The 14,279-nt window shown below is 59.8% G+C and carries 16 protein-coding genes and 1 pseudogene; 10 read left to right on the top strand and 7 right to left on the bottom strand.

Annotated elements, in window-relative coordinates:
* Positions 1 to 67: 67 nt before the first annotated feature.
* The 3 genes from HUW52_RS28015 to HUW52_RS28005 are packed head-to-tail and all read left to right on the top strand — an operon-like array spanning position 68 to position 2,408.
* Entirely contained in the window at positions 68 to 643 is a 576-nt protein-coding gene (locus HUW52_RS28015) for a YfiR family protein (RefSeq protein ID WP_175555451.1), read from the top strand.
* A complete protein-coding gene (locus HUW52_RS28010; RefSeq protein ID WP_016987272.1) occupies positions 640 to 1,908 on the top strand; it encodes a diguanylate cyclase domain-containing protein in 1,269 nt (422 codons plus the stop codon). The genes HUW52_RS28015 and HUW52_RS28010 overlap by 4 nt, the downstream gene beginning before the upstream one ends.
* A 5-nt stretch (positions 1,909 to 1,913) precedes the next feature.
* A complete protein-coding gene (locus HUW52_RS28005) occupies positions 1,914 to 2,408 on the top strand; it encodes an OmpA family protein (RefSeq protein ID WP_175555450.1) in 495 nt (164 codons plus the stop codon).
* A 59-nt stretch (positions 2,409 to 2,467) separates the two neighbouring features.
* Here HUW52_RS28005 and HUW52_RS28000 read toward each other — a convergent pair whose 3' ends face one another.
* The 6 genes and pseudogenes from HUW52_RS28000 to HUW52_RS27980 all read right to left on the bottom strand — a co-directional run bounded on the left by HUW52_RS28000 (position 2,468) and on the right by HUW52_RS27980 (position 5,256).
* Positions 2,468 to 2,674 carry a bacteriocin immunity protein gene (locus tag HUW52_RS28000; protein ID WP_175555449.1) on the bottom strand — a complete coding sequence of 69 codons (207 nt, stop codon included), beginning with the start codon at positions 2,672 to 2,674 and terminating at the stop codon, positions 2,468 to 2,470.
* A 6-nt stretch (positions 2,675 to 2,680) separates the two neighbouring features.
* Complete coding sequence (locus HUW52_RS27995; protein WP_175555448.1) at positions 2,681 to 3,037, bottom strand: DUF6572 domain-containing protein; 357 nt, start codon at positions 3,035 to 3,037, stop codon at positions 2,681 to 2,683.
* A 119-nt stretch (positions 3,038 to 3,156) separates the two neighbouring features.
* Positions 3,157 to 3,411 carry a bacteriocin immunity protein gene (locus HUW52_RS27990; RefSeq protein WP_016987270.1) on the bottom strand — a complete coding sequence of 85 codons (255 nt, stop codon included), beginning with the start codon at positions 3,409 to 3,411 and terminating at the stop codon, positions 3,157 to 3,159.
* On the bottom strand, positions 3,411 to 3,665 hold the full coding sequence (locus HUW52_RS30865; RefSeq protein ID WP_371929230.1) for a hypothetical protein: 255 nt from the start codon (positions 3,663 to 3,665) through the stop codon (positions 3,411 to 3,413). Before HUW52_RS30865 ends, HUW52_RS27990 begins: the two co-directional genes overlap by 1 nt.
* A gap of 10 nt (positions 3,666 to 3,675) precedes the next feature.
* Positions 3,676 to 4,041, bottom strand: a pseudogene (locus HUW52_RS30860) (hypothetical protein); the annotation flags it as partial.
* A gap of 267 nt (positions 4,042 to 4,308) precedes the next feature.
* Complete coding sequence (locus HUW52_RS27980; protein ID WP_175555447.1) at positions 4,309 to 5,256, bottom strand: LysR family transcriptional regulator; 948 nt, start codon at positions 5,254 to 5,256, stop codon at positions 4,309 to 4,311.
* Positions 5,257 to 5,405: 149 nt separating this feature from the next.
* Here HUW52_RS27980 and HUW52_RS27975 point away from each other — a divergent pair, with 149 nt between their 5' ends.
* The gene (locus HUW52_RS27975; RefSeq protein ID WP_016987266.1) at positions 5,406 to 6,932 is read left to right on the top strand and encodes a CoA-acylating methylmalonate-semialdehyde dehydrogenase; all 1,527 of its coding nucleotides are present in this window, start codon (positions 5,406 to 5,408) and stop codon (positions 6,930 to 6,932) included.
* Positions 6,933 to 6,942: 10 nt separating this feature from the next.
* Positions 6,943 to 7,845, top strand: coding sequence for a 3-hydroxyisobutyrate dehydrogenase (mmsB, locus tag HUW52_RS27970; RefSeq protein ID WP_016987265.1), 903 nt, complete (start codon positions 6,943 to 6,945; stop codon positions 7,843 to 7,845).
* Between the two features lie 161 nt (positions 7,846 to 8,006).
* Here the strand turns inward: mmsB and HUW52_RS27965 are convergent, their stop codons facing one another.
* Complete coding sequence (locus tag HUW52_RS27965; protein ID WP_175555446.1) at positions 8,007 to 8,351, bottom strand: cupin domain-containing protein; 345 nt, start codon at positions 8,349 to 8,351, stop codon at positions 8,007 to 8,009.
* Between the two features lie 512 nt (positions 8,352 to 8,863).
* On the opposite strand from HUW52_RS27965, the gene HUW52_RS27960 reads away from it, so the two are divergent.
* Genes HUW52_RS27960 through HUW52_RS27940 form a run of 5 tightly spaced genes read left to right on the top strand, consistent with a single transcriptional unit; the run spans position 8,864 to position 14,273 of the window.
* Positions 8,864 to 9,433 carry an acyl carrier protein gene (locus tag HUW52_RS27960; protein ID WP_175555445.1) on the top strand — a complete coding sequence of 190 codons (570 nt, stop codon included), beginning with the start codon at positions 8,864 to 8,866 and terminating at the stop codon, positions 9,431 to 9,433.
* A gap of 8 nt (positions 9,434 to 9,441) precedes the next feature.
* Positions 9,442 to 10,716 carry a beta-ketoacyl-[acyl-carrier-protein] synthase family protein gene (locus tag HUW52_RS27955; protein WP_175555444.1) on the top strand — a complete coding sequence of 425 codons (1,275 nt, stop codon included), beginning with the start codon at positions 9,442 to 9,444 and terminating at the stop codon, positions 10,714 to 10,716.
* Position 10,717: 1 nt separating this feature from the next.
* A complete protein-coding gene (locus HUW52_RS27950; protein ID WP_175555443.1) occupies positions 10,718 to 11,776 on the top strand; it encodes a beta-ketoacyl synthase in 1,059 nt (352 codons plus the stop codon).
* Positions 11,773 to 13,068, top strand: coding sequence for a beta-ketoacyl synthase (locus HUW52_RS27945; protein WP_175555442.1), 1,296 nt, complete (start codon positions 11,773 to 11,775; stop codon positions 13,066 to 13,068). The genes HUW52_RS27950 and HUW52_RS27945 overlap by 4 nt, the downstream gene beginning before the upstream one ends.
* Entirely contained in the window at positions 13,065 to 14,273 is a 1,209-nt protein-coding gene (locus HUW52_RS27940) for a beta-ketoacyl synthase N-terminal-like domain-containing protein (RefSeq protein WP_175555441.1), read from the top strand. The genes HUW52_RS27945 and HUW52_RS27940 overlap by 4 nt, the downstream gene beginning before the upstream one ends.
* Positions 14,274 to 14,279 lie beyond the last annotated feature (6 nt).

Here is a 14,279-nt window from a genome sequence, read left to right as displayed (position 1 = left end):
TCGCTGGTGTTTCACTGCTGTGCTATCGTTGCGGCATCATTTCGCTACGATCCAAGAGAATCCCTGCATGAAGGTGTCTGTCTGGGCGACAGGGCGCGTAGTTGTCTGCAAGCACGCGTTGCTTGTCGGTCTGCTCTGGTTGTTGACGGGCGCGGCTGTCGCGCAGCCGCAAGCGCCGACGGGTATGGCCGAACAACGGGCCAAATCTGTCACGCAGGTTGTTCTTGGTATTCTCAGCTACGCGCGCTGGCCGGTTGAGCCTGCGCAGTTGCGTCTGTGCATCGTTGGCCCCACCGAATACACCGACGATCTGGTCAAAGGCACCACTCAAGCCACTGGCCGTCCGGTCACCGTACGTCGCCTGCTGGCCGATAATCCGGCCATCGTCAGCGAATGCGATGCGGTGTACATCGGCAAACTCACGGCCGATGAACGCGCTCGGCTGTTCACTTCGCTGATCGGTCATCCGGTGCTGAGCATCAGTGAAGGTGGCGATCAATGCACGGTCGGCAGCCTGTTCTGTCTGCGTGTTGGCGATGAGCAGGTTTCATTCGAGGTCAATCTCGACTCCGTTGCCCGCAGCGGCGTACGCATTCACCCCAGCGTGCTGCAATTGTCGCGTCGCAAACCGGCGGCACCATGAACCTGTTCAGATCGAATAGCCGCCCAACGCTGGGTTCGGTCATTGGCCGAGGGCATCTGACGGTCGCGCTGGTGGGTGTGGCGATGGCCAGTGTTTCGCTGACGTTGCTCGGCGTACTGGCATTACGGGTGTACGCCGATCACAACCTGCACTTGATCGCCCGTTCGATCAGCTACACCGTGGAAGCCGCAGTGGTGTTCAACGACAAGACCGCCGCCAACGAATCGCTGGCACTGATTGCTTCTGCCGAAGAGGTTGCTGACGCCCAGGTTCTGGACAGCCAGGGACAACTGCTCGCGCATTGGCAACGCCCGGAAAACGGCTTGTTCTCTGAGCTGGAAATGCAGATCACCCGCGCAGTCCTGGAAAAACCCATCAGCCTGCCTATCGAGCATCAGGACCGTGAAATCGGTCGCGTATTGCTCACCGGTCATGGCGGTAGCCTGATGCGCTTTCTGCTCAGCGGTCTGGCGGGGATCATTCTCTGTACCGCGATCAGCGCCTGGGTTGCGCTCTACCTGGCGCGTCGCCAGTTACGCGCGATCACCGGTCCTCTGCGCAGTCTGGCCAATGTGGCTCACGCCGCCCGCAGCGAACGAGCGCTGGACCGCCGCGTGCCGCCGGCACAGATCGCCGAACTCGATAACCTCGGCAATGACTTCAACGCCTTGCTCGATGAGCTGGAGTCGTGGCAAAGCCATCTACAGAACGAAAACGAAACCCTCGCTCACCAGGCCAGCCATGACAGCCTCACCGGTCTGCCGAACCGCGCTTTTTTCGAAGGGCGGTTGATCCGCGCCTTGCGCAACGCCGGCAAACACAATGAACGCGTTGCCGTGTTGTTTCTCGACAGCGACCGCTTCAAGGGGATCAACGACAATTTCGGCCACGCTGCCGGTGATGCTGTGCTGGTCGCCGTGGCCAATCGCATTCGCGCACAGTTGCGCGAAGAGGATCTGGTGGCGCGCCTGGGCGGTGACGAGTTCGCCGTCCTGCTCACGCCGCTGCACAGGATCGAAGACGCCGAACGCATCGCCGACAAGATCCTCGCCAGCATGGACATGCCCATCGCGCTGCCGGGCGACACCAGTGTCGTGACCTCGCTCAGTATCGGTATCGCGGTTTATCCCGATCATGGGGTCACGCCGGGCGCCTTGCTCGATGCTGCCGATGCGGCGATGTATCAAGCCAAGCGTCTTTCGCGTGGCGCCCAATTCACGGCCGGGGCGGAGCTTCCGGTCGATTCCGTTCAAACCAGGAGCTGACCCTCGTGTTCACACTGTCCATTCGATCTTTTTACGCTGTGCTGTTGATCGCCGTACTGGCCCTGACCGGTTGCCAGACAGCGCCGCAAAAAGGCCTGACGCCAGCGCAGGTCGCCGTTCTCAAACAACAGGGTTTTGAACTGACCGACGAGGGCTGGGAATTTGGCCTGTCCGGCAAAGTGCTGTTTGGCAGCGACGTCGAAAGCCTGAACAAGGAAAGTACCGAAATCGTCGAACGCATCGGCAAGGCCCTGCTGGGTGTCGGCATCGAGCGCGTGCGCGTCGATGGCCACACCGACGCATCGGGCAAGGAAACCTACAATCAGCAACTATCGCTGCGTCGTGCGAAAAGTGTCGCCAACGTGCTGGGCACGGTCGGCATGAAGCAAGAGAACATCCAGTTGCAGGGGCTGGGCAGCAAAGAGCCGGTGGCGTCCAACGATACGGCAGCGGGCCGCACGGAAAACCGTCGCGTGTCGATTGTTGTCAGCGCCGACTAGTCGGTGAACTGGATGTCGCGGGTCTGCCCCATCAGCAGACCCTGATTGCGCTCGTCACCTCACGGATGGAGTCCCACAACAGGGTCAAAGTGGAACACCAGCTTGTCCACTTCCGGTTCCGTGCCGTCATGGCTAATGATCCGCTGTAGCAAGGCTACGAATTCGTTTTCTGTGTAATCGCTGAATGTGTTGTTGACCCGCTGTTGCCCAGCCGCCCCAACAAATAACAATTCCCAAAAAACTGCAGGGCCAGGTTCTGGAAACATAGCCGGTCACATGCCCTGTATCGTCTCGTTTTCATCAAGCACAAACTCCAACCCAATACCCACCTCTTTTAGCACCTCAGCAGCGCGGTCAATAAAGATCTCACCTTGCTCTGGCAGCATATACAATCCGTTGATTCGGATAATGGGGTGCTTCCCGAGTGCATTAGGTATTTCGGTGTAGATCTCGCCGCTCTCGATGAATGCAACGTAGGTGTTGAGCTTGTCTTGAAGCAATTGCAGGTGCTCGCCTTGCTCAGCTTTTCCACCCCATTCAAGGTGGTCAGAGACATACAACACTACGTTGTCAGGCTCCCAAGTAGGGATTGCCCAGATATCGATTACCTGCGAATTCGTGATGGACATGTCTGCTCCCTCAGGGCTTGGGTCGAGAAATAATCGTCAGCCGAGCTACCAAGGATCAATCCAATGACGGGGGCATTGAATCAGGTCGAAGCTCCATATGTTCTCTCACCGTCCACTGATTACTCTTTAAATCCTGGCAAGCCCTGAGCGGCACGCCATTTTTTCAGAATCTGCACTATTGCTTCCGCTGTATTTTCATCTTTGTTGTCGGGATAGAAAATCAAATCTGAGCCTGCTGGATGACCAATAACTTTTTTGAAATGAAAGATCAGCTTGTCTTCAGTGATCTCGTCATTGGAGCCAAACTTTATTTCATTAATGAACACGATGAATTCACTTTCTGTGTATTCGGAAAGTTTACTTTTTAACTCCATTACTTATTCTCCTTGTGAGTTTGGACGTGTAATTTTGGCGTCATGACAGCAAGATTATCAACGTTGTAAACATCTCCTCCGTTCTTGATGTATACAACATGGTGAATCTCGAAGCGCATTCGCTCGCCGACATGCTCCGTTTCGATTGCGATTGGCGCTTTGCCTTCTGCGATTTTCCTTTGGTTATCTGAACAGAATTGTCCCAGCAAGTAGAAGCCATAAACGTCAACGGAGCCGTCCGGCAACGTCTTCACGTTGAAACGGAGCAATTGCACTGCCGTTAGCAGACCCTGACACCAGTTGCAGTGGGGTGCCTTGTGCCGTGATAGCTGCACCGGTGCCAAGCACAGCCCACAGTCCGTATTCGGCCAGTTTTTCAACGGGCACAAACCCGGATGGGTTGTTGTGATTGATCACGCCGTCAGGAAGGTTACAACTCTTGGCGAAAACGCATCTGCGAGGCGCCACTTCATCCCGCTTCTTAATCGCATTCCTGCGTGCGTCAGCATCCCGCTCGTTCCTTTCGTTCGCCGCCACTGTTCTGTCCCAAGCCGCCTGCGCTGCTTCTGTCGCCTCGGCATGTCGCCTGTTGCTGTCTATCCCGTTACACCCCAGATAATTCGGGAACAGGTTTTCAACCGCCATAACATCCCCTGTGCAAATTGGCGATCCTTCGCCATTGAAGTGCGAAGGACGCTACTCCAAGGGTGTTTGGCGTGTATGTAGGGCGCTTCCCAAAATTCTGAAAAATCTTCAGAGGCTGCTTGGGTGGAGGGACTTCATTGAGGGGGTAGAATGCAAGGGCGGGAGTGTTACGGGTTTCGTATCAAACAGGATAAAAACGACTGAAGGCTTTAGAGCACGTTCCGAATCCGCAGCCTTATTCATCGAAAGTTTTTAGTCGGCGAACTGCATCTCGCGGGTCTGCCCCATCAACAGCGCCTGATTGCGCTCCGTCACCTCCCTGATGTAATCCCACAACAGGGTGATCCGCTTCAACTTCCTCAGATCCTCCCGGCAGTACATCCAGAACTGCCGGGTGATGTCGATTTCCTCCGGCAACACCGGCAGCAGGCGCGGATCCTGCGCGGCGAGGAAGCACGGCAGAATCGCCAGCGAGCGCCCTTGTTGCGCGGCGACGAACTGCGCGATCACGCTGGTGCTGCGCAAGTTGGCGCTGGCGCCCGGCAACACGTTCGCCAGGTACAGCAACTCCGAGCTGAACGCCAGGTCATCCACATAACTGATGAATTGATGCTTGCCCAAGTCTGCCGGGCGGCGGATCGGTGGGTGTTTGTCGAGATATTCCTGAGTTGCGTAGAGCTGCAAGCGGTAGTCGCAGAGTTTGCAGCACACATACGGCCCATGCTCCGGACGTTCCAGGGCGATAACGATGTCGGCTTCGCGCTTGGACAGGCTGATGAAGTGCGGCAGCGGCAGGATGTCCACCGAGATCGCCGGGTAAGCATCGACGAAATGGCTTAGCTGCGGGGTGATGAAAAAGCTGCCGAAACCTTCGGTGCAGCCCATGCGCACATGCCCGGAGAGTGCCACGCCGGAACCTGACACTTGCTCGCAGGCCATGTGCAAGGTGCTTTCGATCGACTCGGCATAACCGAGCAAACGCTGACCTTCGGTGGTCAGGACGAAGCCGCTGGTGCGCGACTTCTCGAACAGCAAAGTGCCCAATGCCGCTTCCAGCGAACTGATGCGCCGCGACACGGTTGTGTAGTCGACAGCCAGCCGTTTGGCGGCGGTGCTGGCCTTGCGGGTGCGGGCGACTTCAAGGAAAAACTTCAGGTCGTCCCAGTTCAGCGAGCCTAGAGAGGTGATGTTTTTTTGCATGATGGACGGGCTTATATGTGCGTTCTTATTAGAAGTTTGCACATCTATACTCCAAAAACAGTCCGACAACCAACTCGTGACACACGCCTCATCTCAAGGCGAACCTTTCGCCTTGGCTCCTACGATAAAAACAAGTTTCGGAGACCAGCATGAACGCATCGCTTACGCCCAACGAAACCACGGTCCAGAAGGTCAAGCTGCTGATCGACGGCGAGTGGGTCGAGTCGCAGTCCACCGAGTGGCACGACATCGTCAACCCGGCGACCCAGCAAGTGCTGGCCAAAGTGCCGTTTGCCACTGCCGCAGAAGTGGATGCCGCCGTCAGCGCTGCACAGCGCGCCTTCCAGACCTGGAAACTGACCCCGATCGGCGCGCGGATGCGCATCATGCTCAAGCTGCAAGCGCTGATTCGCGAACACTCCAAACGCATTGCCGTGGTGCTCAGCGCCGAGCAGGGCAAAACCATTGCCGACGCCGAGGGCGATATTTTCCGTGGCCTGGAAGTGGTCGAGCACGCTTGCTCGATCGGCAGCCTGCAAATGGGCGAGTTCGCCGAGAACGTCGCCGGCGGTGTCGATACCTACACCCTGCGCCAGCCAATCGGAGTGTGCGCCGGCATCACGCCGTTCAACTTCCCGGCGATGATTCCGCTGTGGATGTTCCCGATGGCCATCGCTTGCGGCAACACCTTCGTCTTGAAGCCATCGGAACAGGATCCGCTGTCGACCATGTTGTTGGTCGAGCTGGCGATTGAGGCCGGCGTTCCGGCGGGCGTGTTGAACGTGGTTCATGGCGGTAAAGATGTGGTCGATGGCCTGTGCACGCACAAGGACATCAAAGCCGTGTCCTTCGTCGGTTCGACCGCTGTCGGTACCCACGTTTACGACTTGGCCGGCAAGCACGGCAAACGCGTGCAATCGATGATGGGCGCGAAGAACCACGCCGTGGTGCTGGCCGACGCCAATCGCGAGCAAGCGCTGAATGCGCTGGTCGGCGCCGGTTTCGGTGCGGCCGGGCAACGTTGCATGGCCACCTCGGTGGTGGTGCTGGTCGGCGCGGCGAAACAATGGTTGCCGGATCTGAAAGCGCTGGCGCAGAAACTCACCGTCAACGCCGGCAGCGAGCCGGGCACCGATGTCGGTCCGGTGATCTCGAAAAAAGCCAAGGCGCGGATTCTCGACCTGATCGAAAGCGGCATCAAAGAAGGCGCCAAGCTCGAACTGGACGGTCGCGACATCAAGGTGCCCGGCTACGAGCAAGGCAACTTTGTCGGCCCGACCCTGTTCTCGGGCGTGACCACCGACATGCAGATCTACACGCAGGAAATCTTCGGCCCGGTGCTGGTGGTGCTGGAAGTCGACACCCTTGATCAGGCGATTGCGCTGGTCAACGCCAACCCGTTCGGCAACGGCACCGGCCTGTTCACCCAGAGCGGCGCGGCTGCGCGTAAATTCCAGACGGAAATCGACGTCGGCCAGGTCGGGATCAACATCCCGATTCCAGTGCCGGTGCCGTTCTTCAGCTTCACCGGTTCGCGCGGTTCGAAACTCGGCGACCTCGGCCCGTACGGCAAGCAAGTGGTGCAGTTCTACACGCAGACCAAAACGGTCACGGCGCGCTGGTTCGATGACGACAGCGTCAACGACGGCGTGAACACCACCATCAACCTGCGCTGAGGAATCGACCATGAAAATCGCATTTATCGGTCTGGGCAACATGGGAGCGCCGATGGCGCGCAACCTGATCAAGGCTGGCCACTCGCTGAATCTGGTCGACCTGAACAAAACCGTGCTGGCGGAACTGGAACAACTGGGCGGCACTATTCGCGCTTCGGCGCGTGAGGCGGCCGAGGATGCTGAACTGGTGATCACCATGCTGCCGGCCGCCGTGCATGTGCGCAGCGTCTGGCTCGGCGAGGACGGTGTGCTGGCTGGCATTCGCCAAGGTGTGCCAGCGGTGGATTGCAGCACCATTGATCCGCAGACTGCCCGTGACGTAGCGGCCGCTGCGGCCAAACAAGGCGTGGCCATGGCCGATGCACCAGTGTCCGGTGGCACCGGTGGTGCCACTGCCGGCACGCTGACCTTCATGGTCGGCGCCACCCCGCAACTGTTCGCCACCCTGCAACCGGTGCTGGCGCAGATGGGCCGTAACATCGTGCATTGCGGCGAAGTCGGCACCGGGCAGATCGCCAAGATCTGCAACAACCTGCTGCTGGCGATCTCGATGGTCGGCGTCAGCGAGGCGATGGCGCTGGGTGATGCGCTGGGGATCGACACCTCGGTACTGGCCGGGATCATCAACAGCTCGACCGGGCGTTGCTGGAGTTCGGAGATGTACAACCCGTGGCCGGGGATTGTTGAAACGGCGCCGGCTTCGCGCGGGTATACCGGCGGGTTTGGCGCGGAACTGATGCTCAAGGATCTGGGGCTGGCGACGGAAGCAGCGCGTCAGGCGCACCAACCGGTGGTGCTCGGGGCAGTGGCGCAGCAGTTGTATCAGGCGATGAGTCAGCGTGGGGATGGCGGGAAGGATTTCTCGGCGATCATCAACAGTTATCGCAAGCCTGCAATAGAAGGGCAGCGCTGAACACACTGTGGGAGCTAGCCTGCTAGCGATGGCAGAGTGTCAGGCAACTCATTTTCGCCAGATCAACCGCAATCGCCAGCAGGCTAGCTCCCACAGGGATTCGAGTGAATCTGGGACATTTGCCGGGAAATCACGTCGGGTGATCTCCCGGCTTTTTTGCATCAGGCGAACACGAAATATTTGCGCACGGTTTCGACCACTTCCCACGTGCCCTTCATGCCCGGCTCAATCACGAAGATATCGCCAGCACGCAGATGGATCGGCGCCATGCCCTCCGGGGTGATCACGCAGTAGCCTTCCTGGAAATGGCAGTATTCCCACTTCACGTATTCAACGCGCCACTTGCCCGGCGTGCAGATCCACGTGCCCATGATCTTGCTGCCGTCTTCGCTGGTGTAGGCGTTGAGGTTGACGGTGTGCGGGTCGCCTTCGAGTTTTTCCCATTTGCAGGCATCGAGTACCGGCAGCGGATGGGTGTCGCGTAGAACGGTGATAGGGGCGGTCATGTGTCGGCTCCAGACAAGGCGATCAAACGGAAGCTGCACCCTATAGCGCCGAGCCTTGGCCCAGATGTCTGTGCTCGACATGCAGATATCCATAAACGCTGCCAGCGATTTACGGATGAAGGCCTGAACCTTCCAGCAAAATCAATTAACGGCAGTACTGATCTACAACAAAGGTTATGAAGTTATAACTATTTTACTTGTCTGGTTTTTGCTTTTAGTACGTCTGTTCCGTTGCGTGCTTAGTTACTTTCGATAGTCAGCCTGCCTGATACCGCGGGCGCCCCACCTTACCCCGTCTTTGTTAAGTAAATAAGTCGTTCACCGCACCAAGGGGTGCGGTATCCGTGGGGTTTTTCCGACTTTTTTCGAATTGTAGAAAAACCTTGAATAGTTCGTTGACTCTCCCCTTAAGGGCAGAGTTTAGATTCCCGCCGCGTGAGAAGTTGCTGTGGGAAAAGTTACTTTTCATAAGTCGAATTCATGAAGTAGTCACGACATATAGGGAGATAGAAATGAACAATCCATTGGACTTGGAACATGTTGTTGCCAGCACTCGCGAAATCCTCGCACAGCTGTTGGTGATGGATGCGAATGACATCGAAGAAAACAGCAGCATCGTCGAAGACCTCGGTGCCGACTCGCTGGACATCGTCGACCTGAGCTTCCAGCTGGGCCGCCAATATGGCTGCACACTGCCGAAAACCAGCGTGCTTGATCATGCGTTGACGGTTTGCGGTGATGCCAGCGAGTTTCTCGCCAACGGTCGTATTACCGAAAGCGGCAAGCGCCTGCTTGAGCAAAGCCTGAGCGCCTACACCCCGGATCAACTGAAGGCGGGCATGCAACCGGCTCAGGTGTTCGCCGCGACCACCGTGCGTAACTGGGCCAACCAGTGCCGCAATCTCTTCAACTACCTGCCGGCGACCTGCCCGGATTGCAATGCTCACCAGGCGGTGCTGAACGAGCGCCAACAAGTGGTCTGTGGCGCGTGCAGTGCGCGCCTGGTGCCGGCGGATGGCGATGAAGTGTCCCGTCAATTGGTTGAGCAGTTTGTTACCACTCACGCCAAAGAAGCGGTGTAGGAGTTCTCATGCGGGCACGAGAAGTCTATGTGAGCGGGTTCGGTCTGGTGGCGCCCATGGCGCTGGACGCTGCCACGTTGTTCGAGCGGATTTGCCGGAAGCAATCCTGTGTCCGCGAACATCCTCGATTCAAGGCGCTGGGATTCAACAACAGCGCAGCCGGATTTATCGACGATACGCAGTGGCAGCGGATCGAGGCCGGTTTCGGCGGCAACGCGGCGCTGCACCCACGGCAAAGTGTGCTGGCCGAGTACGTTGCCCGGCAGGCGCTGGAGCACGCCGGCTTGACGCCGGCAGACTTTGCTCACAGTCGCAGCGGTCTGTTTCTGGGCGCCAATAAGTACTGTGCCGACAGCCACGATCTGCAGCGGCTCAGCCGTTGCATGGATGAGGCCGGACGCGTCGACCTCGATCGTCTGCTGGACAGTCCGGCACCGTCCAGCGCGACTTTCACCCGGCGGGTCGATCAACAGACACAACACCTGGCCGATTGGCTCGGCATCCGCGATCACATCTCGACCCATTCCGATGCCTGTGCCGCCGGCACCATGGCCATCGGCAGCGCTTACCGGGCGATCGAGCGCGGAGAGATCGATCTGGCTATCTGCGGCGCCGTCGAACTGATGGCCAACGAACTGCCTTATTACATGTTCAACAGCCTTGGCGCGCTCTGTCAGGCCGACTTGCCGGCGAGCGAACAAAGCCGCCCGTTCATGCCGGACCGTAGCGGTTTTGTCCTCAGCGAAGGCTCGGCGATGGTCATTCTCGAATCCGCTGAACACGCACAACGGCGCAAGGCTGCGCCACTGGGCCGGGTGTTGGGTTACGCGAATGTCTGCGAGGCGCAGAAAATGACCTCCAGCAGCCGCGATGGCAGTAAATACGAGGAATGCATGGAAGCAGCAATCGAAGATGCCGGGCTGTTGCGCAGCGCCGTGCAACACGTCAACACCCACGGTACCTCCACGCAGGCCAATGACAGTTGTGAAGCGTTGGCGTTGCAGCGTCTGTTCGACGGCTGCCAGGACTTCATGACCTTCACCGCCAACAAGTCCGCTATCGGCCATTCGCTGGCGGGCAGTGGCGCGATCGAAGCAGTGCTGTCGCTGATGAGCCTGCGTGACGGTGTGCTGTTGCCGACCCTGAATTACGACCCCGAGCGTGCCGAATACCCTTCGCTGAAGTTCCTGAGCGAGCCGGTGCGACAGCCGATCAGCGTGGTGATGTCCAACTCGTTCGGCTTTGGCGGCATCAACAGCTCGCTGGTTTTGGGGAGGGCATGACATGAACCGAGCCATCTATCTCAATGCCGCTGCGGTGCTGAATGTGGCGGGCAGTGATTGCGCTGACTTGCTCGGCACGCCCTGCGCGGCGCAACCGCTGGCCTTTGACGCACAGCGTCAGGCATTTGCATTGCCGACGCCGCGACTGGCCAGTGACCTGTTTGATCGCAAGATCCAGCGCAGCGTCGAACCGCAGGGCTTGCGCCTGTTGCATTGCGCCGCACGGCTGGCGCCAGCACTGGCCGCGATGCAATTGCCCGCGTCGCGCATTGCCCTGACAGCGGCCATTCCTGAAGTCGACGCACCGAGTCCTTGCTGGGATGCGGTGCAGGCGATCCTCGAACAGCCGCAAAAACAACTGGCGCAGTTATTGGCCAACACGCCGCCCCTGCATGCGCTGACCCTGCTCAACAGCAGCGTGATGGCGTATGTGGCTGAAGCGCTCGAATGCCATGGGCCAATGGGCGGATTTTGTTCCCAGGACAATGCCGGGCTGGATGCGCTGATCGAGGCCTGCCAGCAGATCGGCGAGCGGCATGCCGACGCCGCGTTGGTGGTCAGCAGCAGTCCGAACCTGACCCCTGCCCTGTACCTGCGCGAGCCCGATCAGGCGAGAGAACCGATTTTCGGTGAGGGCGCCGCAGCGCTGCTGCTGGCGTCGACACCCCCGCCGGGTGCGGCACACGCCGTGCGCATTGCCGGGTTTGCCCGTGGTTACAGCACCGATCCACAGCGGTCTGTGGCGGTGGGTCGGCGCGTGATCGACCAGGTCCTGAGTGTCGAGAAACTGCGGGTCGGCGACGTCGAGCACATCGTCGGCAATTGCGCTGACGGGCAAGTGATGAAGTTGCTCGAAGCTTTCCCGCGCGAGATTCGCAGCACTCGCGCCATGACCGGTGAACTGGGCGCCAGCGGCTTGCTGACAGAGGTCGCACTGACCTTGCACCTCAGCCGTGAAGTAGCGGCGACGCCGGGCTACACGTTGCTTGTCAGCCACACTCGCGCCGGTCACTGGGGCGCGTTGCTGTTGGCCAGTGAAACCATGGAGAAGCACGCATGAGTGCGACACGGATTGTGATCACCGGCATGGGCGCCGTCACCGGTTTCGGTTTCGAATGGCAGACCCTCTGGGAAAAAATGCTTGGCGCCGAACATTGCGTGCGGCCATGGCAGCCGGACGACCTGCAAGAGGCCTCGTTCGCGGTGCGTTATGCAGCGCCTGTCGACATGCGCCTGTTGCCGGAAAAACTGCAAAGCCATCCGGCCTGGACGATGCCGCTGGAAAAGCGCAGTCGCTTTGGCTGGGTGGCTGCCACGCAGGCCGTCGGTGACAGCGGCTTGCAGCCAGAACAGTTGCGGGGCGCGGCGGTGCTGTGTGCCTCGGGAGCACCGCAGCACATGCTCGCCGACATGCTGCTGAGCGAAGCCCCGAATGGCGGTACCCCGAGCTGGTCGTACCTGATGTCGCGGGCCGGGCAAGTGAATGCCGATGGCTCGCTGCGTCAGAGCAACGACCGTCTGGCGCGGGTAATCGCCGACGACCTGGGTTGTGAAGGGCCGGTGATCAACATCAGCAGTGCCTGTGCCGGCGCTTCACAAGCCATCGGCAATGCCTTTCAGATGATTCGTCGCGGAGAAGTCAGCGTTGCGCTGGCGGGTGGCGCCGACTCGGTGCTCAACCTCGACACCATGGCCGCGTTGTATTTACTCGGTGCCGCGTCGAGCGAGCAGCGCTGGGGCGCGGATCTGTGCCGTCCGTTCGATCGTGACCGCAGCGGTCTGATTGCCGGCGAGGGTGGTGGTTTCGTCGTGCTGGAAAGCCTCGAACATGCCTTGGCCCGTGGCGCCACGCCGTATGCCGAGGTGTTGGGGTTCGGCAGCAGTCTGGACGCTTACAAAGTCACCGCACCGCAACCGGAAGGACGTGGCGCGGCACTGGCGATGCAGGCTGCGCTGGATGACGCCGGTTTGCGTGCGCAGCAGATTGATCTGATCAACGCCCACGGCACCTCGACACCGCTCAACGACGTTGCCGAAACCCTGGCGATCAAAAGTGTGTTCGCCGAACACAAGCATTATCAAGCCTTGGCTGTCAGCGCCAACAAATCACAGTTCGGTCACCTGATCGCGGCCGCTGGCGCCCCTGAATGCATCGTCACCGCGTTGGCCTGCCTCAACGATCTGGTCACGCCAACGGTGAACCTGCATGACGCCGATGAACAGTGCGATCTGGATTACTGCGCCGGTCAAGCCGTGAGCCGCCGAGTGGATTACGCGTTGAGCAATTCCTTCGGTTTCGGTGGCCTCAATACCTCGCTGGCCCTTGGCAAATATCGGGAGCACGGACAATGACTGACGCCACTGTACGTGTAGCGATCGCCGGCAGCGGTTGTGTGTTGCCCACCGGCTGGGGCGTTGAGGGTTTCTGGTCGTCGGCCCGCGAAGGGCGTAGCGCGATCTCGCCCTTGAACTCGTCGCTGTTCCGCAGCGATCGGGTGACTGCGTTCGGGCACATCGCTGATCGAGACCATCAACGTAGCCGTCAGGACGTTGCGCAAAACCTCCAGCGCTACTGTCCGCCGGCAGTGATCTGGGGCGTCAGTGCCGTGCGCCAGGCGTTGGCCGAGGCCGGGCTTGAACCGGGCCGCGACAACGTGCGTTTTGGTCTCTATTGCTGCCAGGGCGGTTACACCCATCCCTCGCTCGCGTCCTACGGCGAACTGTTGCACGAATGTCAGACCGAGACCGGTGCCGACATGCAGCGTCTGGCCAAACGCGTGTTGCAGGAGCGCGCACTCGATCCGTTCCTGGTGCTCAAGAGCCTGAGCAACGGTTTGCTCGGCGTCGTCAGTCTGGCCTTGAAGCTTGAGTGCGAATGCAACGCCTACATGCAAGGCGTGGCCGGCAACCTGGCGGCGCTGCGCGAAGCCTGCGCGGCGTTGCAGAGCGGTCGGATCGATGCGGCCATTGTGGTGGGCGCGGGCAGTGAACTGGATCCGTTGGCGCTCGCCGCACTGGCCGAGGCGGGGGTGATCAGTACCGAAGGAACGCCAAGCCTGCGTGCCTTTGATCGCCAGGGCCGTGGTGGTATTGCCGGCGAAGGCGCGGCAGCGTTGGTACTGCGCCGCGCCGATGATCTGCCGGCAGGCCCGCAAACCTGCCTGACGGCGCTCTTCGCCCATCCGCGTCTGGACTCGCTGAACCTGCCCGACAAACAGGTGGATCTGCTGATCAGCAGCGCCACTGGCGATCCGCACAAGGATGCCGATCTGGCCCGCACGCTGGCGCGAACCGGCGCTGCGCACATCACCAGCAGCACGCCGCTGACCGGCATGCTCAGTGGTGCACCGAGTCTGGTTGATCTGATCTTTGCCCGGCAGGTCTTGCAGGCGCAAAGCATCCCGCCGGTCAGTGGTCTGCAGCAACCGCTGGATGCGCACCTGCCGTTTGTGCTCGGCGGTCCGCGCGATGCCGTGCTCCACGATTGCCTGGTGATCAACCGCGACGACAACGGTTTCAGCGCCGGTTACCAACTCGAATTTCACGCGGCCGACTGACCGTCG

The organism is Pseudomonas sp. 43A (assembly GCF_013363935.1).
GTDB lineage: Bacteria > Pseudomonadota > Gammaproteobacteria > Pseudomonadales > Pseudomonadaceae > Aquipseudomonas > Aquipseudomonas crudilactis.
This window is presented reverse-complemented; position numbering and strand designations above follow the sequence as displayed.

Excerpts from the sequence above, each read along its gene's own strand:
- HUW52_RS27980 (WP_175555447.1), bottom strand. The coding sequence starts at position 5,256 with ATGCAAAAAAACATCACCTCTCTAGGCTCGCTGAACTGGGACGACCTG.
- HUW52_RS27975 (WP_016987266.1), top strand. The coding sequence starts at position 5,406 with ATGAACGCATCGCTTACGCCCAACGAAACCACGGTCCAGAAGGTCAAG.
- HUW52_RS27945 (WP_175555442.1), top strand. The coding sequence starts at position 11,773 with ATGAGTGCGACACGGATTGTGATCACCGGCATGGGCGCCGTCACCGGT.
- HUW52_RS27955 (WP_175555444.1), top strand. The coding sequence starts at position 9,442 with ATGCGGGCACGAGAAGTCTATGTGAGCGGGTTCGGTCTGGTGGCGCCC.
- HUW52_RS27995 (WP_175555448.1), bottom strand. The coding sequence starts at position 3,037 with ATGTCCATCACGAATTCGCAGGTAATCGATATCTGGGCAATCCCTACT.
- HUW52_RS28015 (WP_175555451.1), top strand. The coding sequence starts at position 68 with ATGAAGGTGTCTGTCTGGGCGACAGGGCGCGTAGTTGTCTGCAAGCAC.
- HUW52_RS28010 (WP_016987272.1), top strand. The coding sequence starts at position 640 with ATGAACCTGTTCAGATCGAATAGCCGCCCAACGCTGGGTTCGGTCATT.
- HUW52_RS27960 (WP_175555445.1), top strand. The coding sequence starts at position 8,864 with ATGAACAATCCATTGGACTTGGAACATGTTGTTGCCAGCACTCGCGAA.
- HUW52_RS27990 (WP_016987270.1), bottom strand. The coding sequence starts at position 3,411 with ATGGAGTTAAAAAGTAAACTTTCCGAATACACAGAAAGTGAATTCATC.
- HUW52_RS27950 (WP_175555443.1), top strand. The coding sequence starts at position 10,718 with ATGAACCGAGCCATCTATCTCAATGCCGCTGCGGTGCTGAATGTGGCG.
- mmsB (WP_016987265.1), top strand. The coding sequence starts at position 6,943 with ATGAAAATCGCATTTATCGGTCTGGGCAACATGGGAGCGCCGATGGCG.
- HUW52_RS27940 (WP_175555441.1), top strand. The coding sequence starts at position 13,065 with ATGACTGACGCCACTGTACGTGTAGCGATCGCCGGCAGCGGTTGTGTG.
- HUW52_RS27965 (WP_175555446.1), bottom strand. The coding sequence starts at position 8,351 with ATGACCGCCCCTATCACCGTTCTACGCGACACCCATCCGCTGCCGGTA.
- HUW52_RS28000 (WP_175555449.1), bottom strand. The coding sequence starts at position 2,674 with ATGTTTCCAGAACCTGGCCCTGCAGTTTTTTGGGAATTGTTATTTGTT.